This window comes from Citrobacter sp. Cf132 (assembly GCF_030333885.1).
Lineage (GTDB): Bacteria > Pseudomonadota > Gammaproteobacteria > Enterobacterales > Enterobacteriaceae > Citrobacter > Citrobacter freundii.
This window is the reverse complement of the sequence record NZ_JAOWFA010000048.1, coordinates 51,215-73,424: the sequence shown is the minus strand read 5'-3', so window position 1 is coordinate 73,424 and position 22,210 is coordinate 51,215. Positions and strand designations below refer to the sequence as shown.

The window sequence follows — 22,210 nt, the reverse complement described above, 5'->3', positions numbered from 1 at the left end:
CTATTCACAACCTAACGATGAGGACTTGATGATGAATAAAGACGAAGTCGGCGGCAACTGGAAGCAGTTTAAAGGTAAAGTGAAAGAGCAATGGGGCAAACTGACCGATGATGATATGACGGTCATTGAAGGTAAACGTGACCAACTGGTCGGTAAAGTCCAGGAACGTTACGGTTACGCGAAAGATCAGGCGGAGAAAGAAGTTAACGATTGGGAAAAACGTAATGATTACCGCTGGTAATTAACCCCTCCCTCCTGAGAGTACAAGGATGTACGCTCTCCCGCTTACCTAGCGCCCAACTTTCTTCTTCACCTGAATCGTATGGTCATGCTGGCACTCGCCAGGATGGCGGCATGACTCAACTTCTACACAGGCCGGACACAGCCCGTGTGCTTCAATAACATTATGTCGCAGAGCAAAGCCCATTTTGGCCGCCAGCGTATGCATGATGTCTTCCACACCTTCTGCGCACTCTTCTTTTACCACACCACAGCGGTCACAAATGAACATCGCGGAACTGTGCGTTGGCTGATCGAACAGATGGCAAAGGACATAGCTGTTGGTGGATTCCACCTTATGCACAAACCCTTGTTCCAGCAGAAAATCGAGCGCACGATACACGGTTGGCGGCTTGGCCTGCGGCTCGGTTTCCCGCAACAGGTCGAGCAGGTCATAGGCGCTGATAGCCCCTTCCTGCAGGCTCATCAGGCGCAGCACTTCGAGACGCTGTGGCGTAAGCCGCACGTTGCGTTGCGCACAGAGTTTTTCAGCTTGAGCCAATAACTCTTGCGTAGTGGTTTTGTCCATTTGGCGCCTCGATTTGCGTGGAAGGTTAATCCCTTACTTTAACATGTTCTGCTTAAAACGCCGAGATCCACCGCGGTGTGCTATACCTGACGCATCGCAATACTGGAAAATAACCATGAAAAGACCCGATTGTATTCGCCACTGGCGTGAGGTTGAGGGGGCTGATGACTCCACTTATCCCGACAGTGATGAGCTATTTGCTATTGGCGCGCCGCTTGCCCGCAAGTTGGGGTTAGGACGACTCGGCATTCATCATGAACGCCTGCCGCCGGGTCGGCGCACGTCGTACCCGCACGCTGAAAGCGATGAGGAAGAGTTTATCTATGTGCTGGAAGGTTATCCTGAGGCCTGGATTAACGGGTATTTATGGAAGCTAGAACCGGGCGACAGCGTCGGTTTCCCGGCAGGTACAGGCGTGTGCCATACCTTTATCAATAACACCAGTGAAGAGGTGCGTCTGTTAGTCGTGGGTGAGGCGAACAAAAAATATAACCGCATTTATTATCCGCTTAACCCGGTCTATGCCGCTACACGTGAGGATCGCTGGGTCGACCATCCGCCGCAGTTTTTCGGATCACATGACGGAAAACCGGGGCGTAAATAGCGTTTGTTGAGGAGCAGGGGGAGTGAGCCGCGAGGATGTGGCTCACTATCGTAACGGTCTATGCTATAGTAGCGCCCCTTTTTTAACCGGATGCTTGAATATTCGCCATGCTGCCTGAATCTCAGTCTACCGCTTTTCCCGCTCATCGTTTTTCTATCGCGCCGATGCTCGATGGGACGGATTATACAGAGAAATAGAGGTGTCGTGTGTTTTGTGGGGTCCTATTGGGAACCCGATGTTTTTAATTTAATACATAACTCTTACAAAGCATTGCATGGCGGGAATAGGTATAATGGGGTCTTTCGCCGTTCCGCTTGAGAGGCTCTAATGCTCACTTTAGACGAGATAGGTCAATCTGTTCGTAACAACATTCAGTTAGTTATTGACCATGTGGGGTTGCCTCTCGCAGTTGGCCCGATCAGTGATGAGGATTATAAGATCCTCTGTGGTGGTTATGGCGAGCTTGAGTGGGATTATATGCTCAGTGCCTATGGTAATTCTGATGATAAGTATGAATTCTGCATCAAACTTGTTCAGCAAGGAGTAGTGCAGGGTATTCCATCAGGGGCAGCAATTTGTGTTTATGGGGTTGAAGATAAAATCTTTCGCATCCATATTGTTGAAAGGTTTTCAAGGGAAGATGAATCACACCCACTAAAAGGGCGAATGGTTTTGCTCACACTAATGAGTGCCTTTGTTTTTTGTAAGGCTGTCGAGTGTGAGGTCGTTCAGATTATTGAACCCGTTCCAGAGTTGCAGCCATTTTATGAGTCGTTCGGTTTTTGCATGGAAAAGTGTGGCTACGTGATGTCTACAGCCACAGATAATCTACAAGAGACATTTCTGAAATTCGCACAATAGGTGTAGACGCCGAGTGTCTACAGATTGTAGGATATCCATCCGGATTACCTTAAAGGTACATCTGGGACAGTCGTTATGTATTCTCACTACCAAAAACGATGTCACCAATCGGAGGAACCGATTGGCACAAGTTGGCTGGACAAGCTAGCTTTAACTAAGAGGTTAGAGGCGCCCTTATCGTCTCGGGAGTTTTCTATGAAAGATCAAAAAGCAACCAAGCCACAGGTTAAGTTCGACACAATGAAAGCATTCGCAGGTATGGGTGCTGCTGTTGAAGTTCTGATGAAGGCTGCTCCTAACGCGTTCACGCACGCTATTGTCTCTGGTAAAGAGCAACAGGGTAAGCTTCGTCGTCGCAAGGCAGCATGATCATAGCTGGTGCTTTTTGAAAACCCGCCAGATGGCGGGTTTTTCTTTTTTATCAGTGCGGAACTCAACTATTTTTCTGTTTGTTCGTTCTAACCCTTTCCCATTCAATTCTGCCTTCTTCCCGTCGCTGGTCTATATACTCAGCAAGATCCTGAATGTTGATGCAGCGCTTTGCTTTCTGCGATGTTCCTACACGATAAGTCGGGATAGGCAACTGGCAGGCATTTGCTTTCGCTTCTGCTGTGTTAGGGCTCATACCGAAATACTTTTGGCATACAGCTGATAGCTCGATGTTAGGCGTGTTGAACTCAGCCATAAGTAAAAACAAAGTATTCATAGACGTTCTCCATACAACCTGGCTGCACCTAGGGGAATTACAGATCGCTGCTGGTGGCCGGAATCAACTTCTTCCAGATCGCGGACACGTATTTTGCCTGATGGCGCGCATCGGCCAGTGCGTTATGTGCCACCCCATCGAATGGCATGTCTCGCTTAGGATCGAAACCCACAACTCTGCCTAGCGTAACGATGGTTCTGACGTCGTGATCATTCCAAAATTGCCACGGGCAAACCTGGCCGGCACGCTCATATGCTCCGCGCAATATAACGTTGTCGAAAGTAGCTCCATTGCCCCAAACTTTTAAATATTTAGGGTTATCAGAATGCCGATTAATGAAATGGCTCAGTTCAGATAGGGCAGATGATATTGGCAGAGCATCATCAACACAGATTGCTGATCGTGCTTCTGGGCTTTGTTTTAACCACCACAGAATAGTGTCACCATCCGGCACTGCTCCCTGTTCCATAGCACTTTCAAGGTTAACGGCGGTGTAAAACTCTTGACCCAATTCACCGCTTTGCGGATCGAAGAATACGGCACCAATGGAGACGATAGGGGCATTCGGTCTTTTGCCCATAGACTCAAGGTCGATCATTAAATTGTTCACGTTAAATATTCTCCTGTTTTGGTGCTGCTTTAAGCATTGCGGCGCGGCAGGCGTTCCATCCCCTGACTTCAGCGATTGCAGCTACAGCGTCTATGGCATGCATTTTCGACGCCTCTGGCATCGGTTTTTCATCCGGCACTACTGGCGCTGACTGCGGGGCGGCCCAGAGCTTATTGACGCCATCCGGCAGATTATTAAAATCAAACGTACTGCCCGGAATCCTGCCAGCCTGAATCCAGTCGTCTCCGTCAACCTCGATGAAAAATACTGGCTCTGCGTTCCTCGATGCTAGCACCTCATCAATCACATTCAACATATCACCGAGAATGTAAGCTCTGTTCCCGCCGTTTGAGTACTGGGTATCATGCTGCAGGTGTTCGCGTATCTGGTGCAGGCGCTCGATTGATACAGGACCGTGAGCCGGGTGGTTTATGCTTTTAGTCATTCCATGCCTCCAGCTCGTTCTGGATTTCATCGTCGACCTCGTCATTTGTGGCGTCCTCGTTCAGATAGTCGCGCGCCTCTTTGAGATACTGTTCACGGCGTTCGTGGTACCAGGCAGAGAACTCCGGCGACCACTCTCGATTAGCCCCCTGAAAATCTACCATCGCATTATCCTCTGCCATACGGTCTACCATGCAATCAGCGGTAGTCAGGGCACATTCCCGGATGTAACTGCGAAGGTGGTGCTTACGCCAGTACGGACTGTGTTTCGAGTCGCAGAGGCCTTTGAATCCGACGGTCCAGCGACGGATGCAACGTGCGTTCAGAGATTTACTCATTGTGCAGCTCCCTGTCTGGCTGTGTTCAATAGCTGGTTAAACATCATGGTTAAGCTGTTACTGCACCCAAACGGCATATCGTTAATACGGTATGTAGGAATACCATTGCGAATACCAGACTTCACAATCCGGCCAGTGGTATAGAGTTGCGATAATGCGCCAGCGACCGCGGGTGTCTTTTTGTTCATACCTTTGGCGATTTCACCGCTGGTGGTATTCGGATGAGCCTGGAGATATTCAAATACGGTCATGGCGTTTTACCTTTACGTTCCTGTTCCAGTTGCACCAGAGATTCTTTTAATGCTGCGAACGTAGCTTCCAGTCTGGTGGCGACTTCGCGCATAAGCGGTGCATGCTTTGGTGGCAATTCAGCAACGGAGGCAAAAGCCTCCGCAACGAGTTCTTTTACCTTCATGCGGCGCATCGGCGCAGCTCCACCAGTTCGTTAAAGCGATTCATGAACAGGCCATAGGCTTGACCAGGACGGAGAGGGATAACCTGAACGAGATCAGAGCAGGGAATACCTTCGAGAATTTCCCACTTCGAACCGTCATCGATTTCCAGATCACGGCGCTCGGTAGCTAACATGGTTAGATCGGCATATTTCACGACAGCAGCTTGTTCAAGTGAGATACCGAATTTAAAGCGGATAAGACCATCAACATAAGTTTCCATGCGTTGGTAGTCAGGTAACAGGGCTTTGAGCGGAGCAGGAATATCCTGGCAATATGCCTCCGCAGCGTCGTGCATCAGCGCTTCAAAGGCGAACTCTGGCGGTACAATCTGGCTTACAAGCACAGAGTGCTGAGCCACGCTGTAGAACTCTGGCAGATGCCCAGCGAATCGACAGATGTTGGAAAGCGCCGTCGCGATATCCTCAACATCGATATCGTCGATTGTGGCGGTCAGGTAGTTAAATTTTTTACCGGATAATGTCTGAATGTAGCTCATGGTTTTCTCCATATTGGCGCGCTGCACCGCGCAGATTTTGGTTGCTCGAATCCCTCGCCGGATGGCGATAATTAATGGAATTACGCTTCAATAAATCCCCGTGGTGCCGGGGATTTAATGCAGAGCAATTAGGCTTTAAAGTTACCGATGAAAGTTTCCACTGATTCACCTTCGAACTTGCTGATCAGCAAATCGCGGAATTCGTTGGCGATCGCTTCCTCCTGGGCTTCAAGTTGGACGATGCGCAGAACAAAGCAGGGTTCATCGCTGGTCAGCAGGCTGTTACGTAGGCTAAAGCGGCGCTCGCCCAGACCTTCATACGGCACACATTTGAACTCGAACGCCACAGGCATTACGTCTTTGCTGCTTGCTTCAACGCTTTGCATCAGCGATTTTTTACCAGCGAAATCACCAGTTTCATGGGCCTGCTGTGTTGCTTGCTGAATAGTGATGCGACGAACAGCCTGAGCAGCCTGGGAAATCTGCATCGTATTGCCATCAGCATCAAACGCCAGCAGGTAATCGCTCCAGTCTTCCAGCCATTCAGCGATTTGCTTTTGCTTCAGACGCTGACCATCGATCTGCAGTAACGCGCGGAATGGAGCGGTTTTCTTCAGGGTGATTGAAGCAACGTTATCGGCGTGACCGGGATTATCCAGGGTGCCGATGTTGAACACTGAACGGGCGGTCATGTTATCAGCGTCAATGAAGCAACGAGCTGGCTCACTTTCGCTGGCATAGCCTTTAGAATATCGTGCGAAGTCGTCAATACTGGTTGTGGTCATTGCGCCACGAAAGCGGAAACGTTCCAGAGAAAAGCGCTCAAGGCTTTCAACGCCAGTACCCTCTGGCAGTAATGCTGTCGGGCAAGCCAGGCCATGAATATCATTCAGGTGATAACCGGAAAGAACCAGGTCTTTTACCTGCTGAAATGTACCGCTGTCTAACTGAGACATAAAAATTCCTTATTAACTGATGATCAAAGTGGTATCAGTGAGTTTGTTGTTGCGGATCACTGAGCCGCTTTAAGCTTTCCATCCACCGCGCCAGTGATCCCGAACAGCTGACCCTGATCTTCCTGCAGGATGGTTAGCTTCCCGCCTTTGTTGACCCACATCGGGGTTTCGGTTGTGTCCTCTTCTGAGGCTTTACCACGCGGTGTTGGGGTGCTGTAGTTCAGCTTGTGCTTGATCTTGACGCGCTTCTCTTCAACGGAATTACCCATGCGCTCAAAATCAAATGTGAGGACTACTTTGCCTTTGTTGCCGTTGTTCAGAACGCCAAGCGCGGTGGTATTAAGTGCTGCCGCGATTTTGTTCATGAACACGCCGGCATCCAGTTCGCCAAGAAAATCTGGCACTACGGTCATGCGGTCATTACTCATGGTTTTACCCTCGTTAAGGCGGCTGCAACCGCCGAACTTTCTCCATACACAACAGAGAAGGGCACCTGCATTGGTCGGCGGCTTGCAGAGACCGCTTTCTTTTTGCCCGGGTGGATTGGGTTATGAGCCCGTCGCCCGGTGATGCCCTTTTCTGTTGCGTAAAAAGGGCGGTACCGAGGTAGAACATTATCTTCGTCCCCCTTGCATAAGGTTGAAGACCCTGGTACCGCCAAGACTACACACAGCAATAAGGTTGTGGCGCCAGATGCTTATCTTCTGGTTACCTCTAAGGGTTGCACTTCACCACAACGAAGAGAGCACTGCCGGTGTCCGAATCGAACGAACCTTTTCCCTGCCCAACCCTCCCAACTGAATGGGACTGTCTGGAATCGAACCAGCACTTATGCCTTGCTCGTCAATGCTCTCGTCGTTGTACCCTGAAAAGGCTGGCGGTTACCGGACAAGTGGGAAAACACCGGGCCGCCAGAACAGGGAGTTACTTGTTATTGCTTTGGCCTGCTTTTAACCACATCAGGCGCGGTGGTAGGTGCCTAAACTACCTTGTGGTACTTGCCTTCGATGAGGCAAGATAGACGTCCAAATCACTTTTTAGATAAGTAACCTTTCTGCCGATTTTTAAAAAAGGTATACGAACCTTTCCTGTGCTAGCCCAATTAGCTAATGTTTGCGCCTCTACGCCGATATAGGCTGCGGCGGCTTCTCTATTCATCTTTTCATGCTGTTCTGACGGAAGGCTCGTGGCTTCAAAATCAAAGTCCAGCATTTCAAAGGCATAGATAATAGAACCCAATGCCATTTGTTTAACTGTTCGGTAGTTACTACTTTCAACTTGGCTTAATGCAGTTTTTGCTGCTTCAATCACCACAAGCCAGGCATCTCGTTGATTTTCGAAACTGTCATCCATATCCAATCTCCTGCCATGTGCGAATCATCCGGTTATTCATATGCCACCGGCGGCTACTTCGTGGGCGTCCTGCTTGTTCGCTGTTGTGTAACACCTTTAAGTTGTAATCTAGTTGTGGTGATGCACAATGTCAACAACTTTATGTGGTTTGATTGAAGATGAGATGAATGCAAGGATGTATAAAAAAGAGGAGGCTGTATGGAAGACAAGCTTTACGTATTTAATTACACACACAATAGAGATAAGTTGTTTGCGAACCTAATCAGTATCATTGATGGTATTGTTGCTGATGGGGTGGTAAGAGATGAGGAAGTTCTTTACCTTGACACATGGCTACTTGAAGCAAATCAAATTATAAGAAATGGCGTTATTAAGAGTCTATCGGCGAGGGTCTCAGATATCTTATCTGATGGTGTCATTACAGAGGAAGAAAGAAAAGAACTCAAAAACAGTCTGACAAAAATCCAAAGAGAAATTTTAGATATTCCTGGAATTGATTTTTACTCTGCTGAAATGGATCTACATCTTCTTAATGGATTGTGTAAAGGGCTGATCTCGGATAGGACCTTGACGGAAGATGAAATTAGATATCTCGATTGGTGGTTAACCCAAAATGGGGCTCTTAAGAGTAACTACCCAGGGAAGGATTTGTACATTCTAATAAAAGATATCCTTAACGATGGGGTAATAACTCCAGAGGAAAGCGAAACTCTACATAAAGCACTTGTTGACTTTACTGGATGCGATCTGGACAGCGGGGTTGTTGATGGATTGGCGACGAGGCTACCGATTGATAATGATGCACTCGTTGATCTTGCGGACAAATCCTACTGTTTAACGGGTACCTTTATGGCAGGTAAACGAGCGGTGGTAGAGGAACGGATCAAAAGTGCAGGGGGAAAAATAAGTAATGGAATTACCCAAAAACTGGACTTCCTTGTTGTCGGAACCCTATCATCCAGAGACTGGAAATTTTCCAGCCATGGGAGAAAGATAGAGAAAGCTGTTAGCTATCGCGACGATAATGGTGCAAAGCTAAAAATTATCTCAGAGGAAATGCTATTTAGCGTATTACCATGAACGTGATGACCAGAACACTCTGCCGATAACATGAATTCTTGCGCGGCGTTCATTGAAGGTGAGTATTTCATCTGGATACTCATCTTTGTTGAAGCTTCTTATAATTAAACCACCATCAGGTTGGTTTATTAGCACTTTGACCCTTAGCAGGACCCCATCTCTAACAGCGTATAAATCGCCATCTCGAATAGGATTTGTCTGTGCGATATCAACAGCAACATGATCGCCGTTATTGAGAACTGGCAATAAACTGTTCCCCCAAATTTTTACGATCCTAGCATTTGTAGCGCTGACTCCAGCTTTCCTTAAATCCATTCTTCGGATAGGAAACCAGTCAATTACAGACTCCACAATTTCGGCTTCACACCCATTTCCTGCTGATAACTCAACATCTAGTACTGGTATGTCAGCGAAAATGGCAGGGTCTAAACTGGCACTTTCAGCCTCTCCAACCACAAAATCAGAAAGTGAAGCATTTTCCTCAATGCCTAGTTGCAACCACTTTTGGCTAACGCCTAATACATTTGCGATTTCTTTTATTTTTCGCGGTTGCAATGTATCTCCGTTTTCTATTTTTGCTACGGATTGTTGAGAAACACCTATGGATTCAGCGAGTTGAGCTTGGCTTAACCCTGTTTTTTCTCTCGCAATTTTCAGTCTTTCCGCCAGTGTGTTCACAACTTCCCCCCTTATTTATGGTGAGATTACAACTTTATGTTTTAGCTTTCCAACACCTAAAAGTTGTGATAAAAGTTGTTAAGGTTGTATAATCTCTATCGGCAACAACTTTTATGTATTGATACAGGAGAAAGCTATGACTCCCGAGCAGTTAGCCCTTTCAGAGGCAATCGCTCTGGCTGGTGGCCAATCAGAGTTAGCGCGCAAGCTTACCGCTAGTTCTGGGCGATTAGTGAAACAACAGCAGGTCTGGAACTGGCTGAACAGAGAGAAAAAACCACCAGCAAAACTATCAGCGCTAATTGAAAAGGTCACCGGAGTTTCAAGAGAGAAATTACGTCCTGATATTTTTCAAAAGATTAAAGATTCAGCAGCGTAATTGTAACCACAGAACTAAGGGGTAAGCCGTGGGTAACGAGCCTATTTGGAAAGTCGAACGTCAGCCAGCATGGCTGGTGGCGGCGATAAAAAAAACGATCACCGATCTACCTGGTGGTTATGCCGAGGCAGCGGAATGGTTGGGCGTGACAGAGAACGCATTGTTTAACCGCCTTCGCGTTGATGGTGACCAGATCTTCCCACTGGGCTGGGCAATGGTTTTACAACGTGCTGGTGGTTCAACTCATATCGCTGATGCCGTTGCGCGCCATTCTCAGGGCGTATTTGTACCACTGGCAGATGTTGATGATCTGGATAACGCCGATATCAACCAGCGCCTGATGGAGTCCATCGAATGGATTGGTAAACACTCGCATTACCTGCGTAAGGCAACCGCTGACGGGGTTATTGATCCGGCAGAACGTGAGCAGATTGAAGAGAACAGTTATCAGGTAATGGCTAAGTGGCAGGAGCATTTGACGCTGCTATTCCGTGTTTTCTGCGCGCCAGAAAAGAGTGACGCCCGCGAGTGTGCAGCTCCGGGCGCCTTGGCGAACAACTCTTCGAGTATGGAGAAATAATCCGCATGAGCAATTTAATCGTAAATCCTCACTTACCGCAACTACGAATGATCCCGGTGCCGGGTCTTCCGCTGTTTCGGTATGAATGCAAAGTATCAAATCGCTGGGTGTCATGTAACCACAGCCAGGCTGCCGTAATTGTGGGGGTCTACTATCGGAGGGCAAAACGCCTGTGCGCGAACTTAACCGAAGGTTCAAAGATCACCGCGGAGTGCCAGTCCGTGTTATCCGCTGGGAGCCAGAAACACAGCGCGTTATCTACCTGCGAGATGGCTATCCACACGAATGCTTCAGCCCACTTGAGCATTTCAGGCAAAAGTTCAGGGAGATAACGGACGATCATGAGCACTAAATTAACCGGCTACGTATGGGATGGTTGCGCGGCGTCGGGCATGAAGTTGTCCAGTGTTGCGATCATGGCTCGCCTTGCTGACTTCAGCAGCGATGAAGGTGTGTGCTGGCCGTCAATTGAAACTATCGCTCGCCAGCTTGGCGCTGGTCCGAGCACCATTAGAACAGCAATCGCTAAGCTTGAAAAAGATGGCTGGCTCACGCGAACACAGCGCCGTAATGGTAACCGTAATGCTTCTAACGTGTATCGCCTGAATGTGGCGAAACTTCAGACTGCCGCATTTTCTCAACTGTCAGATTCTGACACGTCAAAATCTGACGCATCAAAATTTGACGCCTCAAAAACTGACCCGTCGAAATCTGGCAAAAACAGCGGTTTTGACCCGTCAGAATCTGGTGGGGATCCGTCAGTAAAATCAAAACAAGATCCACAAGTAACTTCAAAACCCTCTTGTCCGGTTGCTGCGCAACCAGACCCTGAGGTTGTGATTACTGATCAGGCCAGACAGGTCTTGTCTTACCTGAACCAGGCAACTGGCTCACGCTACCAGGTATGCAGTACGTCGCTGGAGAATATTCGCGCCCGTCTTCGGGAACAATTCACGGTTGATGACCTGTGCCTGGTAGTGGATTACAAAAACGCTGATTGGCGTGATAGCGAGCAGGCGCAATACCTCCGCCCGGCAACTCTGTTTATTCCAAAAAACTTCCCCGGTTACCTGCAAAGCGCGACCAAATGGTCTGCCGCTGGGCGACCTGAACGCGTTAACGGTAAATGGGCGACTAACTCAGCCAGCCGCGCCAACTTCCAAAATGTTGACTATTCACTGCCAGAAAATTCGGGGTTCCGCTCATGATGCCAAATAAATATTGCCAGGCGCTGGCAGAACTGCGCAGTAAACCAGCTCACGAATTGAAAGAAGTTGGAGATCAGTGGAGGACACCTGATCTGCTTTTCTGGGGGATCAACGCGTTATTTGGCCCATTAGTTCTGGACTTGTTTGCTGACGACGACAACGCGAAATGCCCGGCATGGTACACCGCCGAAGATAACGCGCTGACCCAGGACTGGTCTGAACGTCTGGCAGAACTGGGTGGTGCAGGTTATGGCAACCCACCGTATAGCCGTTCGCAGTACCACGAGAAACAGGCGATCACTGGTATGACGCACATCATGAAGTACGCAGCAGCCCAGCGCGAGAAGGGCGGTCGCTATGTATTCCTGATAAAAGCCGCGCCAAGTGAAACGTGGTGGCCTGAAGATGCCGATCACATTGTATTCATTCGCGGGCGCATTGGGTTCGATCTGCCAGTGTGGTTTGTACCTGCTGACGAAAAACAGAAGCCCACCAGCGCGTTTTTTGCCGGTGCCATAGCTGTATTCGATAACTCATGGCGTGGTGAGCGGTTCAGCTATATCAACCGTACTGAACTGGAGGCAAAAGGGCGGGCGTTTATGACTTTGGCGCAATTTGCTGCCAGCAAGTCTCAACCTGCAACTGCCATACCATCTGTAGCTGACAAGCCAGAAGCAGAGTTGCCACTTACCCAGAAAGATATTTTTGATATCAGCGGTGTCGAGGCGTGGGCATGCGTTAGAGCTGCGTTCGGCGATAAAGAAGAATACACATTCAGTGAATCGAAGTTTGGGCATGCCTGGGCGGCGGATTCTGTCGAAGCACCGGAATTCACTCAGGTATCACCATTAACGATCGACAAAGCGAAGCTGCTTATTCGTGAGAGTATTTTGTTCGGTGTGGATGAGTGGCTGTTGTCGATTGAATTCGATGACGCTGCTGCGCGCCTGGATATGTCGGAACGTATTCGTACTGTTGCCCTCGAAGCATCTGGTGAATATGGCATGAACAGTACTGATTTCATTGCAGCTATGGGAAGCCTGGATGTTTCCAGTTGGTCCAATATTCGCCAGATCCGCATGCACATCCGTGAGAAAGCTAAACCAGTATCGGATCCGCTTCCCGAGTCCCGTATCTGGCCGCTGGAGGTTGGAATTGTATTCGACCAGGTAGACGGCGCTGACATGCTGGATGAATCACAGCAGAACAAGCTGAAAGCCAACATCAATCAACTCTGGCTGGAACGAACGGCCACCAGCGAAATCATCACAATTGCGCGTGGTCTTGTCGGCAGCATGCAGGGGGTAACCCATGCGTGAGATTATTGTTGATAACTTTGCTGGTGGCGGTGGCGCATCAACGGGTATTGAACTGGCGATCGGGCGCAGCGTGGATATTGCGATCAACCACGACGAAAACGCCATTGCGATGCACAAGACGAACCACCCGGACACACTGCATTATTGTGAATCCGTTTTTGACGTGGATCCGGTAGCTGCTACCGGCGGTAATCCTGTCGGCCTGGCATGGTTTAGCCCGGACTGCCGACACTTCTCGAAGGCAAAAGGCGCAAAGCCAGTGAAAAAAGAGATACGCGGTCTGGCCTGGATTGTTCTGCGTTGGGCACTGGCGAAGAGACCGCGCGTGATGATGCTGGAGAACGTGGAAGAGTTCAAAACGTGGGGACCGCTGCTGGCCGATGAAATGCGTCCGGATCCTGCCCGCACTGGCGAAACATTCAATGCATTTGTCGGCATGCTGTCCACTGGCATTCCTGCTGACCACCCGGCACTGTCAGAGGTTTGTGAGTTTCTGTCTATTGAAAGAGGTAGCGAGCAGGCGCAACAGCTGGTGGATGGGCTTGGATATGATGTTGATTATCGCGAACTACGCGCGTGTGATTACGGCGCGCCGACGATCCGCAAACGCTTCTTCATGGTTATGCGCTGCGATGGCTGCCCAATCCAGTGGCCTGCTGTTACCCATGGGGATCCTAAGTCTCTGGAGGTGCAGAGCGGCAGGCTGATGCCATGGCGTACCGCTGCGGAATGTATCGACTGGAATGTTCCGGCCCTGTCCATCTTCGACCGCAAAAAACCGCTGGCGGAGAACACTCTGAAGCGGATCGCGCGCGGCATACAGCGCTTTGTTATCGAAAGTGCGTCGCCGTTTATCGTGAAGTGTAACCACACAAGCTCAAAAAATTCGTATGACGCTTTTCGCGGGCAGTCGCTGAATGAGCCATTACAGACCATTACTAAAAAACTCGGCTACGCGTTAGCCGTTCCACACCTGACAAAATTCCGCACTGGCGCAACCGGGCAGCCAGTTACCGAACCTGTCCCGACGGTAACCGCTGGCACATCAAAACGGCCAGGTGGGAATGGGCATGCACTCGGGATTGTTGAGGCTGCACTGACGCCATTCCTGGCGGGTAATGGTGGTAGTGAATACCAGGCTAAACCGCGCCCGCTGGATAAACCTGCTCATACCATTCTGAAGCAATCCCGCGCCTGTCTTGTTGCGCCCGTGATAGCCCGCCAGTTTGGGGCCAGCGTCGGCCACCGGGCCGACGAACCGAGCGCAACCATCACCGCTGGCGGTGGCGGTAAATCTCAACTGGTAACGCCTACGCTGATCCAGATGGGTTATGGCGAACGACCTGGACAAGAACCGCGTGTGCTGCGTCTGGATAACCCGCTGGGGACCGTTACTGCAGGTGGAAATAAATTCGCGACGGTGAGTGCGTTCCTGGCTAAACACTACGGCGGTAACTATACGGGGCCGGGTGTCAGTCTGGATGAACCCGCGCACTCAGTGACCACCGTCGACCATCATGCAGTAGTTGCCTCTCATCTGGTGAAACTGCGTGGAACATGCCGCGACGGGCAACGCCTTGATGTGCCCATGCCAACAATCACCGCTGGTGGCCAACACGTGGGTGAGGTACGCACATTTCTCGAGACGTATTGCGGGGAAAGTGACGATGAATGGCTGGTAACGATCGATGGGGTTAAATACCAGATCGTTGATATCGGAATGCGCATGTTGCAGCCGCATGAACTCTACAAAGCGCAGGGCTTCCCAGATGGTTACGTTATTGATCAGGACTACCGTGGAAATCGCTATGCAAAAGATAAGCAGGTAGCCCGCTGCGGTAATGCGGTACCACCACCATTCGCCAGGGCGCTGGTGGAGGCAAATCTTCCGGAACTGTGTGCAGTGCAACAGCAGGAGGTGGCATGAAACTTGTGCTCCCGTTCCCTCCAAGCGTGAACACGTACTGGCGCGCCCCTAATAAGGGGCCGCTGGCCGGTCGTCACCTCATTAGCGCTGATGGTCGTAAATACCAGAGCGCAGCCTGCGTGGCGATCATTGAGCAATTACGACGTCTCCCGAAGCCATCGACAGAACTGGCAGCGGTAGAAATCACTCTGTACCCGCCGGATGCGCGCCGCCGGGATATCGATAATTACAACAAAGCCCTGTTTGACGCGCTGACGCATGCGGGTATCTGGGAAGACGACAGCCAGATTAAGCGCATGCTGGTGGAATGGGGGCCGATAGTACCGAAGGGAAAAGTTGAGATAACCATAACGGCATATAAAAAAGAGGTGGTTATATGTCCAGCTGTGGGTTGAATATTGGTCGTTATGGCAGTAATGTCGGAAAGTGCAAGCGAAACGGGCGTGCAGGCCCGTCGCAACAATCAGAGTATGGAGAGAATATGAGCAATCATCATGTTATGGGCACTGCTACGCCCAAAAATAGTAATATCACTCATTCTATCGCAGGTTTGCCGTTCATCTGCTTTCGGCAGCAGCATTTGATCGCAACGCAAGATCTTGCGCAGTCCCTTAAAATCGAGCCCGTGCGCATCCACCAAAACTTTAAGCGGAATGAAAAACGCTTCAAAGAGCATCGTCATTACTTTGTTGTCACCGGATCCGAACTGAAGTTTCTTTCTGATCAACACAATGGATTTGTTAGTAAACACACTTCTCAGATGATTCTTTGGACCATCTCTGGCGCACTAAATATAGCTAAAACTGTAGAGACTGATGAGGCGTGGCTTGTCTATGAACAGCTGTCGATGCATTTTGTCCGTGAGCTGGGAGGGCGTTGGTAATGAGCCATTTACATCAGGTCATCCCGATTACTCAGGGCAATATTGGCAACCACATAACCCCGATGGTCAGCGCTAAAAGGTTACATGCCTTTCTCGGCGTTGGGCGTGATTTCACCAACTGGATTAAAGGGCGTATTAGCCAGTACGGTTTCACTACTGGAGTTGATTACATCATTGTTGAAAGTTTGAGCACGCCAAAACGGGCGAGCGCAAAATCTCGGCAGCAGATGGAACATGACTACCTGATTACCATTGATATGGGTAAAGAACTGGCAATGGTGGAGAGAAACGAGAAGGGTCGTCAGGTTCGTCGTTATTTCATCACATGCGAACAACAAGCGAAAATGCGAGTTGGTACACCATCATTACCAAATTTCTCTGATCCGGCACAGGCTGCGAGAGCATGGGCTGATGAATTTGAAGCCAGGCAGCGCGCGGAAACAGTTACCCACCAGCAGGCCGAATATATCGAGCATCTCGAGAGTCTCTTCACTGACGGGCTTTCCCCTGTGCAGTTCTGTAAGCGCCTGAATGGTGTGAATACCTCCAAAATCAGTGCCTGGCTTGTCTCTGCTAACTGGCTATACGATGACAATCCCGAAGGCCGTAGCGCACAGTGGCGTGTTCGCTCGTATGCCCGCGACAAATACCTCACCGAGAAAAGCAGTAAAGTATCGCCAAACTCTGCGGTGAGCTTTACTACCTACCAGCCCGTCCTGCTGCGTGAAGGCGCTGTCTGGCTGTACAAAAACTACCTGAAGGGAAAGCTTCCGATGAAGGTCACCTGGAACGGTAGTTTTACCCACGATAAAGATTTAGCTGGGGGTCTCCAGTGAGAGTGACCCCTCCGCACCTTCAGCCAGTATTGTCCAGGGTTAAACGTTTTGTTGAGAAACAACCCGATGGGGCAACGCTCACCCATCTGACGCACAAAGTATCAGCATATAGCTCGTTGAGCCGGAAGGATAAAGAAAATCTGATCGATATCATCCGCGAAAACAGCCTGCTCTGCGTCACTGATGACGGCAGGACAACAACCCTGCATCACCCTAAGTTTGGTCATAAATCCGTGGCGCCGGTTATTGCGTCGTCGAAGCCATTGAAGGAAGCCACTATGAATAAGCCAACCGTGACCCCTGAAGAATTACGTAAGCAGGCTGAAGCCCTCATTCGCGCCGCTGAAGAAGCTGAAAAAAAGGCAGGCGACCGCGCTGAAATCAAAAAACAACTCGATCCTCTGAAGCTTGAAATCCTACAGGCTTATGGAATGGCAAGCCGTAAGTTTGATGAGTTTGTGGATGCAATGGCGGATATGGGGAAAGCGGTGCAGAAATTCAAAGATCTGACGGTATAAGGGGTAGGCATTGAGAGCCTTACTTACCCCTGAAATGGTGCCACGCCTTGGCGTGGTGCTGTTCAAGCCTGGACGGGAGCTAATGCACCTGTTTGCATCAGGTCGCGTGCTCGTTGAACGGGAGCCAGAAAACATGGCCAGGCTTCCTTCTGGTCGGATCCCCGATGCACGGCAACCGCTACTGGAAGATGCCAGCCTTCACACTTTCTTCACCGATGAACGGGTAATTACTGCTGCTGGTGGTATGTCCGGGCTTGAGTACTGGCTTCGTCAGCGCGTTAAAAAGTGCCAGTACTCTGTTTCTGACTACCATCATGCCGAGCTAACGACACTATGGCATCCGCCTGGCGCGTTGGTGGTGTGCTGGCACTGCGATAACAAATTGCGCGGGCAGTCAACGGAAAGGCTGCAGGCGCTTGCCCTGAGCAATGTTGCCGAATGGATTGTTGATACCGTTCTGGTTGGGCTTGGCTACAACAAAGAGCGCTCCCTGTCTTTAGCCGAGCTTTGCTGGTGGGCTGTTCAGTCAGGTGTAGCTGATGCCGTCACTGAAGGAATGGCGCAACGGGCACTACGTTTGCCAGACGAACCATTATTATCTGTTTACCGGGAAAGTGACATCGTACCTATGCCGGCGGCCACCAGCATTATGCAGGAAAAAGCCAGGCCGATTGATACGTTACCAGCCAGGCGGTCAGATAGCCTGGATGTGGAAACCCAAAAGCCAATACTGACGTTAACCGTCGATCCGGAGTCTCCGGAATCTTTCATGCTCAGGCCAAAACGTCGCCGCTGGATAAATGAGACGTACACCCGCTGGGTTAAAACACAACCCTGTGAGTGTTGCCGACGGCCAGCAGATGATCCGCACCATATCGTAGGGCACGGTATGGGTGGTACAGCAACAAAAGCCCATGACCTCTTCGTGATCCCTCTGTGCAGAGAGTGCCACGACGAGTTACACGCCGATGTACCGGCATTCGAGCAGAAGCATGGTACGCAGCTTGAGCTGCTACTGCGTTTTATGGATCGGGCGCTGGCGATCGGCGTAATTGCGAAAGCTTAAGTGTATGGAGCGCAAAGAAGCATGAATCAACAAGACCTGAATTTTGTAAGAATAGAATTGCGCCGCGCGCTACCTGACCTCTCCGGGGGAACAAAAGGGCAGCTTGAGGCTTTCAGTGAACACCCACCAGCAGACAAAAATGCCACCCCGCGCCGTGGAATTCATCTCGTCGAACTTGAAGGAGAGAAGGGGCCACGCTTTGTTAACTCTCTTTCCGCGCCACTGTATGTGCTGGAAACACGCAGCCGCCGCAGGCCAATGCCGCCGATAAAAGATGCGGAATTTGAGTCCGCGCCGTGGCGTAGGGCAGTGTCCGCGCTGAGTGGATACCAGCAGGCCTGGTTGCGGTACTGCTACGGTTTTGACCTTAGCTATAAGCACCAGGTGATGATGTGTGAATACGTCTGGAAAACTTATCAGAAATGCCTGGGTGAAAACTCGCTTCAGGAGCGCGTAGTTAAGAAACTGATAGGCCTGGTATGGCTGGCAGGGCAGGAAATTGCCGCAACCAGAAATAATGAAACCTATAAAGACTACGCTGGTGCGGCGCTGGCCCGTATGGTTAGCGTTGACCGTTCGACATGGTTGCGTGTCTATTCAGGGCACTGGGCTGGGTTAAAGGCCGCTTTTACCCAGCTTGATGAATCTGCGTTGGCAATGGCTCTTGAATACTATGAGGAAGAAGAAGCCCTCAAAGTGGCAGAAATGTGAAGTAAATTTCACTATCTCCTTCAAACGCGCTTGCAAAATGCAACAAAATAAGCCATATTTGAAGCATATTTGATATGTTGCTAAAGTTTTATAAACCCGCCAATGAGCGGGTTTTTTTATGGCAATTTAGCCATTCGCGGCGCATAAAGGCGCTGGTGGTCGCAGAATGGAATTCTTCTCTTGCTGGTGTCGCCAACCAGAGTTATCTGTATGTCACGCAACTAATTTTAGGTAAAAGACATGCTAAATCAGGAAGATATGACAGAAACGGCAAAGGCTGTTTTCAATGAACTAAGCGATAAACCAGCAACGGCTGGCGAGATTGCACAGTAGAACTGGAAGCTGACAGATTTATTCAGACCACCGAAGAGGTGGAAAAATTGAGCAAAACATAACGATCATCACGCCCCTGTGGATGTGGTGATCACCATTTTCAGGCACCGGGAATCATCCTTACTTTTATTTGAACAAAAGAGCCCGGTTGCCTGATTCCACATCCCCTCATTTCTGAGAGGAATCACAGCAATTAAGAGGGGGCTAAATGTCCGATCCGATTTCCGGTACTGGGCTGGCTGGTGGTGTCCTGACGGGAGCCAGCGTCTATGGATTTCTGTCCGGAACCGATTATGGTGTGGTGTTTGGCGCATTTGCCGGGGCTGTATTTTACATTGCAACCGCAGCGGATCTAAGTGCGGCGCGCCGACTGGCATATTTTCTGGTTTCGTATATCGCGGGGATCCTTTGTTCCGGGTTGGTGGGTTCAAAGCTGGCTCAGGCTACCGGCTACAGTGATAAGCCTCTGGATGCCATTGGCGCCGTAATCGTTTCTGCTTTAGCCGTGAAAATCCTGACGTTCCTGAATAATCAGGATGTTGGCTCGCTGGTGGCGCTGATAACGCGCCGGGGAGGTTCAGGTGGTACAAAATGATCCATCGGCAACTTTAAATGCATTGCTTTGCGCTGGGGTAGTGCTGACCCTGATGTTTTATCGTCGTGGCGATTCGCGACATCGACCATGGATATCTCGCCTGGCTTGGCTGCTTACGGTCATCTACAGCGCAGTTCCGCTGGCATATCTGTGCGGCATCTACCCTTATTCATCGTGGGTCACTATCGGGGCCAACATTATTTTCCTGTCTGTGCTGGTTGCCGTCAGAGGCAACGTGGCACGCCTGGTTGATCATCTGAGGCAATAATGAACCAATCACAATTTCAGCAGGCGGCTGGTATCAGCGCCGGGCTTTCTGCACGCTGGTTTCCGCACATTGATGCTGCAATGAAAGAGTTTGGAATCACAGCAGTTAACGATCAGGCCATGTTCATTGCACAAGTTGGGCATGAATCTGCTGGTTTTACCTCGCTGGTCGAGAGCTTCAACTACTCGGTAGGCGGGCTGAAGAAAACCTTTGGTAAACGCCTGACGCCGTATCAGTGTGAAATGCTGGGGCGTGTAGATGGTAAGCAGGTGGCCCACCAGCCGCAAATAGCCAATCTGGTTTATGGTGACCGCATGGGGAATAACAGCCAGGGTGACGGCTGGAAATATCGCGGTCGTGGCCTGATTCAAATCACCGGCCGCGAGAACTACGCCAAATGCGGTGCGGCGCTGAAGCTTGATCTGATCAGCACACCAGAGTTGCTGACACAGGAGAAGCATGCAGCTCGTTCTGCTGCATGGTATTTCACATTACGTGGTTGCTTGATGTATTCAGGTGATGTTGTCCGTGTAACGCAGATTATCAACGGTGGCCAGAATGGACTGGCTGACAGAAATAGTCGTTATAACAAAGCGCGGGCGGCGTTGCTGGTATGACAGCGGTCTTTGCTTTCGTTAAGGCGCGGTGGAAAACAATCATTGTTTTGCTGATGTTGGCTGGTGCATTTTTTGCCGGGAACATATGGAGTGAGAGGGGCTGGCAAAAGAAGTGGGCTGACCGTAATAGCATGGAATCTTCACAGGAAGCGAACGCGCAAACTGCCGCCCGCTGGATTGAACAAGGGCGCATAATTGCCCGTGATGAGGCTGTAAAAGATGCACAAGCACAAGCCGCTAAATCTGCTGCCACTGCTGCTGGCCTGTCTGCCACTGTTAGCAAGCTGCAGCAACAAGCCAAAAAACTCGCTACCAGCCTGGACGCCGCAAAGCACACCGCAGATCTTGCCGCTGCCGTCAGAAGCAAAACAGCCGGAGCCGACGCCAGAATGCTCGCCGACATGCTCGGAGATATTGCAGCAGAAGCTAAACGTTATGCTGGAATCGCTGACGAACGCTATGCCGCCGGGATGACTTGTGAACGCATTTACGATTCGGTGAGAGAGTCAAATAACAATCCTATAGCCTCGCGATAGCGGGGTTTTTTATGCGCATCGCACGCGCACATCAAAGAAAGTCTTTCAGCTGTGAGCCTGGGCAAACCGTAAACTTTCGGCGGCTTTGCCGTGCGACAGGCTCACGTCTAAAAGGAAATAGCTATGCAATTTGGCAAAAAATCAAAGTCAGGATTGAGGGTGTTTATTCGCAATGACGGAATGATCGTCAGCGATAAAAAGGGAAGAGCACGCATTGTTATCGGTGTGCTCGGTGATGATAAACATGCCTTACGCAGTGGTCGTCCTTCTACCTTCAAACAATTGGGCTGCGCTTAAAAAAGGATCTAATAATGGCTGAGAAAATTATTACGCTATCTGGCGCTGCTAATGATGTGCTTTATGCGCTGTTTTTCCGTGGCGCGTTGTTGTCTGGTGATCTGCCTTCTAAATCTGGTACAGCCGAATTGCGCGAGCTTGGTTTTGCTGAAACCAGACACACAGCAACTGAATACCAGAAAGAAAATCACTTTACCTTTCTGACATCAGAAGGGCAGAAATTTGCCATTGAGCACCTGGTCAATACGCGTTTTGGTAAGCAGCAATATTGCGCTTCGATGACGCTTGGCGTTGAGATTGATACCTCAGTTGCACAGAAGGCAATCGACGAGCTGGACCAGCGTATTCGTGACACTGTCTCCTTCGAACTTATTCGCAATGGAGTGCCATTCATCAAGGACGCCACTATCGCCAGTGGTGCTATCCATGCAGCGGCAATCGAAACACCTCAGCCGGTGACCAATATCTACAACATCAGCTTTGATATCATGCGTGATGAGCCAGCGCAGAACAAGGTAACCATCAGTACCGATAAGTTCGAAGTTAAACCTGGTATTGATGCCAACACTGAAGCGTTAATCGAAAACGCGCTGAAAAACGCTGCTGAATGTGCGGCGCGTGATGTCGCAAAGCAAGTGGCAGCAGACAAGAAAGCGATGGATGAACAGGCTTCCCATGTCCGCACGGCCATCATGATGGAATGTTTACCCGGTGGTGTTATCTGGCGGCAGTGCCGTCGATGATGATA

At 50.0% G+C, this 22,210-nt stretch carries 35 protein-coding genes and 1 pseudogene; 24 read left to right on the top strand and 12 right to left on the bottom strand.

The features are described from left to right. The first annotated feature begins 31 nt into the window (after window positions 1-31). Window positions 32-241, top strand: coding sequence for a CsbD family protein (locus tag OGV85_RS07305; RefSeq protein ID WP_003031706.1), 210 nt, complete (start codon window positions 32-34; stop codon window positions 239-241). Between the two features lie 48 nt (window positions 242-289). Here OGV85_RS07305 and zur read toward each other — a convergent pair whose 3' ends face one another. Continuing rightward, window positions 290-808, bottom strand: coding sequence for a zinc uptake transcriptional repressor Zur (zur, locus tag OGV85_RS07300; RefSeq protein WP_003031709.1), 519 nt, complete (start codon window positions 806-808; stop codon window positions 290-292). A 115-nt stretch (window positions 809-923) separates the two neighbouring features. On the opposite strand from zur, the gene OGV85_RS07295 reads away from it, so the two are divergent. The 4 genes and pseudogenes from OGV85_RS07295 to OGV85_RS07280 all read left to right on the top strand — a co-directional run bounded on the left by OGV85_RS07295 (window position 924) and on the right by OGV85_RS07280 (window position 2,642). After that, window positions 924-1,412, top strand: coding sequence for a cupin domain-containing protein (locus OGV85_RS07295; RefSeq protein WP_003031710.1), 489 nt, complete (start codon window positions 924-926; stop codon window positions 1,410-1,412). A gap of 107 nt (window positions 1,413-1,519) precedes the next feature. Continuing rightward, window positions 1,520-1,594 (top strand): annotated as a pseudogene (locus OGV85_RS07290) (hypothetical protein); the annotation flags it as partial. Window positions 1,595-1,739: 145 nt separating this feature from the next. Then, window positions 1,740-2,273: a hypothetical protein gene (locus tag OGV85_RS07285; RefSeq protein ID WP_049015405.1), complete on the top strand. Its 534-nt coding sequence runs from the start codon at window positions 1,740-1,742 to the stop codon at window positions 2,271-2,273. A gap of 195 nt (window positions 2,274-2,468) precedes the next feature. Continuing rightward, window positions 2,469-2,642, top strand: a complete 174-nt coding sequence (locus OGV85_RS07280) for a hypothetical protein (RefSeq protein WP_020838469.1) — start codon at window positions 2,469-2,471, stop codon at window positions 2,640-2,642. A gap of 64 nt (window positions 2,643-2,706) precedes the next feature. Here OGV85_RS07280 and OGV85_RS07275 read toward each other — a convergent pair whose 3' ends face one another. From OGV85_RS07275 to OGV85_RS24535, 10 genes are all read right to left on the bottom strand, one after another. Further along, window positions 2,707-2,979, bottom strand: a complete 273-nt coding sequence (locus OGV85_RS07275; protein ID WP_020838472.1) for a pyocin activator PrtN family protein — start codon at window positions 2,977-2,979, stop codon at window positions 2,707-2,709. Window positions 2,980-3,016: 37 nt separating this feature from the next. After that, window positions 3,017-3,589: a 3'-5' exonuclease gene (locus OGV85_RS07270; protein ID WP_286553373.1), complete on the bottom strand. Its 573-nt coding sequence runs from the start codon at window positions 3,587-3,589 to the stop codon at window positions 3,017-3,019. A gap of 1 nt (window position 3,590) precedes the next feature. Further along, the gene (locus OGV85_RS07265; protein ID WP_079813836.1) at window positions 3,591-4,034 is read right to left on the bottom strand and encodes a hypothetical protein; all 444 of its coding nucleotides are present in this window, start codon (window positions 4,032-4,034) and stop codon (window positions 3,591-3,593) included. Then, window positions 4,027-4,371 (bottom strand): hypothetical protein, encoded by a 345-nt coding sequence (locus OGV85_RS07260; protein WP_181625738.1) that lies wholly within the window; start codon window positions 4,369-4,371, stop codon window positions 4,027-4,029. The genes OGV85_RS07265 and OGV85_RS07260 overlap by 8 nt, the downstream gene beginning before the upstream one ends. Next, window positions 4,368-4,622: a hypothetical protein gene (locus tag OGV85_RS07255; RefSeq protein WP_079813834.1), complete on the bottom strand. Its 255-nt coding sequence runs from the start codon at window positions 4,620-4,622 to the stop codon at window positions 4,368-4,370. Before OGV85_RS07255 ends, OGV85_RS07260 begins: the two co-directional genes overlap by 4 nt. Then, entirely contained in the window at window positions 4,619-4,795 is a 177-nt protein-coding gene (locus tag OGV85_RS07250) for a hypothetical protein (protein ID WP_001253787.1), read from the bottom strand. The genes OGV85_RS07255 and OGV85_RS07250 overlap by 4 nt, the downstream gene beginning before the upstream one ends. Continuing rightward, window positions 4,783-5,322 (bottom strand): hypothetical protein, encoded by a 540-nt coding sequence (locus OGV85_RS07245; RefSeq protein WP_049015422.1) that lies wholly within the window; start codon window positions 5,320-5,322, stop codon window positions 4,783-4,785. The genes OGV85_RS07250 and OGV85_RS07245 overlap by 13 nt, the downstream gene beginning before the upstream one ends. Before the next feature lie 128 nt (window positions 5,323-5,450). Then, window positions 5,451-6,278, bottom strand: a complete 828-nt coding sequence (locus OGV85_RS07240; RefSeq protein WP_286553369.1) for a YfdQ family protein — start codon at window positions 6,276-6,278, stop codon at window positions 5,451-5,453. Between the two features lie 56 nt (window positions 6,279-6,334). Then, window positions 6,335-6,706, bottom strand: coding sequence for a YfdP family phage-associated protein (locus tag OGV85_RS07235; RefSeq protein ID WP_001515608.1), 372 nt, complete (start codon window positions 6,704-6,706; stop codon window positions 6,335-6,337). A gap of 556 nt (window positions 6,707-7,262) precedes the next feature. Then, window positions 7,263-7,436, bottom strand: a complete 174-nt coding sequence (locus tag OGV85_RS24535; protein WP_227201269.1) for a helix-turn-helix domain-containing protein — start codon at window positions 7,434-7,436, stop codon at window positions 7,263-7,265. Window positions 7,437-7,829: 393 nt separating this feature from the next. Between OGV85_RS24535 and OGV85_RS07225 the strand changes: the two genes are divergently transcribed. Further along, window positions 7,830-8,711, top strand: coding sequence for a BRCT domain-containing protein (locus OGV85_RS07225; RefSeq protein WP_048240867.1), 882 nt, complete (start codon window positions 7,830-7,832; stop codon window positions 8,709-8,711). Here OGV85_RS07225 and OGV85_RS07220 read toward each other — a convergent pair. Then, window positions 8,703-9,389 (bottom strand): XRE family transcriptional regulator, encoded by a 687-nt coding sequence (locus OGV85_RS07220; protein WP_048220746.1) that lies wholly within the window; start codon window positions 9,387-9,389, stop codon window positions 8,703-8,705. The two genes, OGV85_RS07225 and OGV85_RS07220, sit on opposite strands and share 9 nt — an antisense overlap. Window positions 9,390-9,525: 136 nt before the next feature. On the opposite strand from OGV85_RS07220, the gene OGV85_RS07215 reads away from it, so the two are divergent. The 18 genes from OGV85_RS07215 (at window position 9,526) to OGV85_RS07130 (ending at window position 22,205) form a co-directional block, all read left to right on the top strand. Beyond that, entirely contained in the window at window positions 9,526-9,768 is a 243-nt protein-coding gene (locus OGV85_RS07215; protein ID WP_044702968.1) for a transcriptional regulator, read from the top strand. 28 nt (window positions 9,769-9,796) lie between these two features. After that, window positions 9,797-10,348: a YmfL family putative regulatory protein gene (locus OGV85_RS07210; RefSeq protein WP_127785535.1), complete on the top strand. Its 552-nt coding sequence runs from the start codon at window positions 9,797-9,799 to the stop codon at window positions 10,346-10,348. 172 nt (window positions 10,349-10,520) lie between these two features. Further along, complete coding sequence (locus OGV85_RS07205) at window positions 10,521-10,700, top strand: DUF4222 domain-containing protein (protein ID WP_003034732.1); 180 nt, start codon at window positions 10,521-10,523, stop codon at window positions 10,698-10,700. Beyond that, window positions 10,690-11,556, top strand: a complete 867-nt coding sequence (locus OGV85_RS07200; protein ID WP_127785537.1) for a conserved phage C-terminal domain-containing protein — start codon at window positions 10,690-10,692, stop codon at window positions 11,554-11,556. The genes OGV85_RS07205 and OGV85_RS07200 overlap by 11 nt, the downstream gene beginning before the upstream one ends. Then, window positions 11,553-12,875 carry a phage N-6-adenine-methyltransferase gene (locus OGV85_RS07195; RefSeq protein ID WP_131445830.1) on the top strand — a complete coding sequence of 441 codons (1,323 nt, stop codon included), beginning with the start codon at window positions 11,553-11,555 and terminating at the stop codon, window positions 12,873-12,875. The genes OGV85_RS07200 and OGV85_RS07195 overlap by 4 nt, the downstream gene beginning before the upstream one ends. Further along, the gene (locus tag OGV85_RS07190) at window positions 12,868-14,802 is read left to right on the top strand and encodes a DNA cytosine methyltransferase (protein ID WP_127785541.1); all 1,935 of its coding nucleotides are present in this window, start codon (window positions 12,868-12,870) and stop codon (window positions 14,800-14,802) included. The genes OGV85_RS07195 and OGV85_RS07190 overlap by 8 nt, the downstream gene beginning before the upstream one ends. After that, window positions 14,799-15,197 (top strand): RusA family crossover junction endodeoxyribonuclease, encoded by a 399-nt coding sequence (locus OGV85_RS07185; protein ID WP_069325197.1) that lies wholly within the window; start codon window positions 14,799-14,801, stop codon window positions 15,195-15,197. Before OGV85_RS07190 ends, OGV85_RS07185 begins: the two co-directional genes overlap by 4 nt. Window positions 15,198-15,283: 86 nt before the next feature. Further along, a complete protein-coding gene (locus OGV85_RS07180; RefSeq protein ID WP_164846790.1) occupies window positions 15,284-15,685 on the top strand; it encodes an ORF6N domain-containing protein in 402 nt (133 codons plus the stop codon). After that, window positions 15,685-16,521 carry an antA/AntB antirepressor family protein gene (locus OGV85_RS07175; protein WP_237430821.1) on the top strand — a complete coding sequence of 279 codons (837 nt, stop codon included), beginning with the start codon at window positions 15,685-15,687 and terminating at the stop codon, window positions 16,519-16,521. The genes OGV85_RS07180 and OGV85_RS07175 overlap by 1 nt, the downstream gene beginning before the upstream one ends. Next, the gene (locus OGV85_RS07170; protein WP_106107112.1) at window positions 16,518-17,039 is read left to right on the top strand and encodes a hypothetical protein; all 522 of its coding nucleotides are present in this window, start codon (window positions 16,518-16,520) and stop codon (window positions 17,037-17,039) included. The genes OGV85_RS07175 and OGV85_RS07170 overlap by 4 nt, the downstream gene beginning before the upstream one ends. Window positions 17,040-17,049: 10 nt before the next feature. Then, a complete protein-coding gene (locus OGV85_RS07165) occupies window positions 17,050-18,105 on the top strand; it encodes a DUF968 domain-containing protein (protein WP_127785545.1) in 1,056 nt (351 codons plus the stop codon). 21 nt (window positions 18,106-18,126) lie between these two features. Further along, window positions 18,127-18,816 carry a bacteriophage antitermination protein Q gene (locus tag OGV85_RS07160; protein WP_023196866.1) on the top strand — a complete coding sequence of 230 codons (690 nt, stop codon included), beginning with the start codon at window positions 18,127-18,129 and terminating at the stop codon, window positions 18,814-18,816. A gap of 541 nt (window positions 18,817-19,357) precedes the next feature. Next, the gene (locus OGV85_RS07155; protein WP_001283171.1) at window positions 19,358-19,744 is read left to right on the top strand and encodes a phage holin family protein; all 387 of its coding nucleotides are present in this window, start codon (window positions 19,358-19,360) and stop codon (window positions 19,742-19,744) included. Next, entirely contained in the window at window positions 19,731-20,012 is a 282-nt protein-coding gene (locus OGV85_RS07150; protein ID WP_127785549.1) for a phage holin family protein, read from the top strand. The genes OGV85_RS07155 and OGV85_RS07150 overlap by 14 nt, the downstream gene beginning before the upstream one ends. Beyond that, window positions 20,012-20,629 carry a glycoside hydrolase family 19 protein gene (locus tag OGV85_RS07145; RefSeq protein WP_127785551.1) on the top strand — a complete coding sequence of 206 codons (618 nt, stop codon included), beginning with the start codon at window positions 20,012-20,014 and terminating at the stop codon, window positions 20,627-20,629. Before OGV85_RS07150 ends, OGV85_RS07145 begins: the two co-directional genes overlap by 1 nt. Beyond that, on the top strand, window positions 20,626-21,165 hold the full coding sequence (locus OGV85_RS07140; RefSeq protein ID WP_127785553.1) for a DUF2514 domain-containing protein: 540 nt from the start codon (window positions 20,626-20,628) through the stop codon (window positions 21,163-21,165). Before OGV85_RS07145 ends, OGV85_RS07140 begins: the two co-directional genes overlap by 4 nt. Before the next feature lie 123 nt (window positions 21,166-21,288). Continuing rightward, window positions 21,289-21,462 (top strand): hypothetical protein, encoded by a 174-nt coding sequence (locus tag OGV85_RS07135; RefSeq protein WP_153752826.1) that lies wholly within the window; start codon window positions 21,289-21,291, stop codon window positions 21,460-21,462. A gap of 14 nt (window positions 21,463-21,476) precedes the next feature. Next, window positions 21,477-22,205 carry a Fur-regulated protein gene (locus tag OGV85_RS07130; RefSeq protein ID WP_127785555.1) on the top strand — a complete coding sequence of 243 codons (729 nt, stop codon included), beginning with the start codon at window positions 21,477-21,479 and terminating at the stop codon, window positions 22,203-22,205. The last annotated feature ends 5 nt before the right edge of the window (window positions 22,206-22,210 follow it).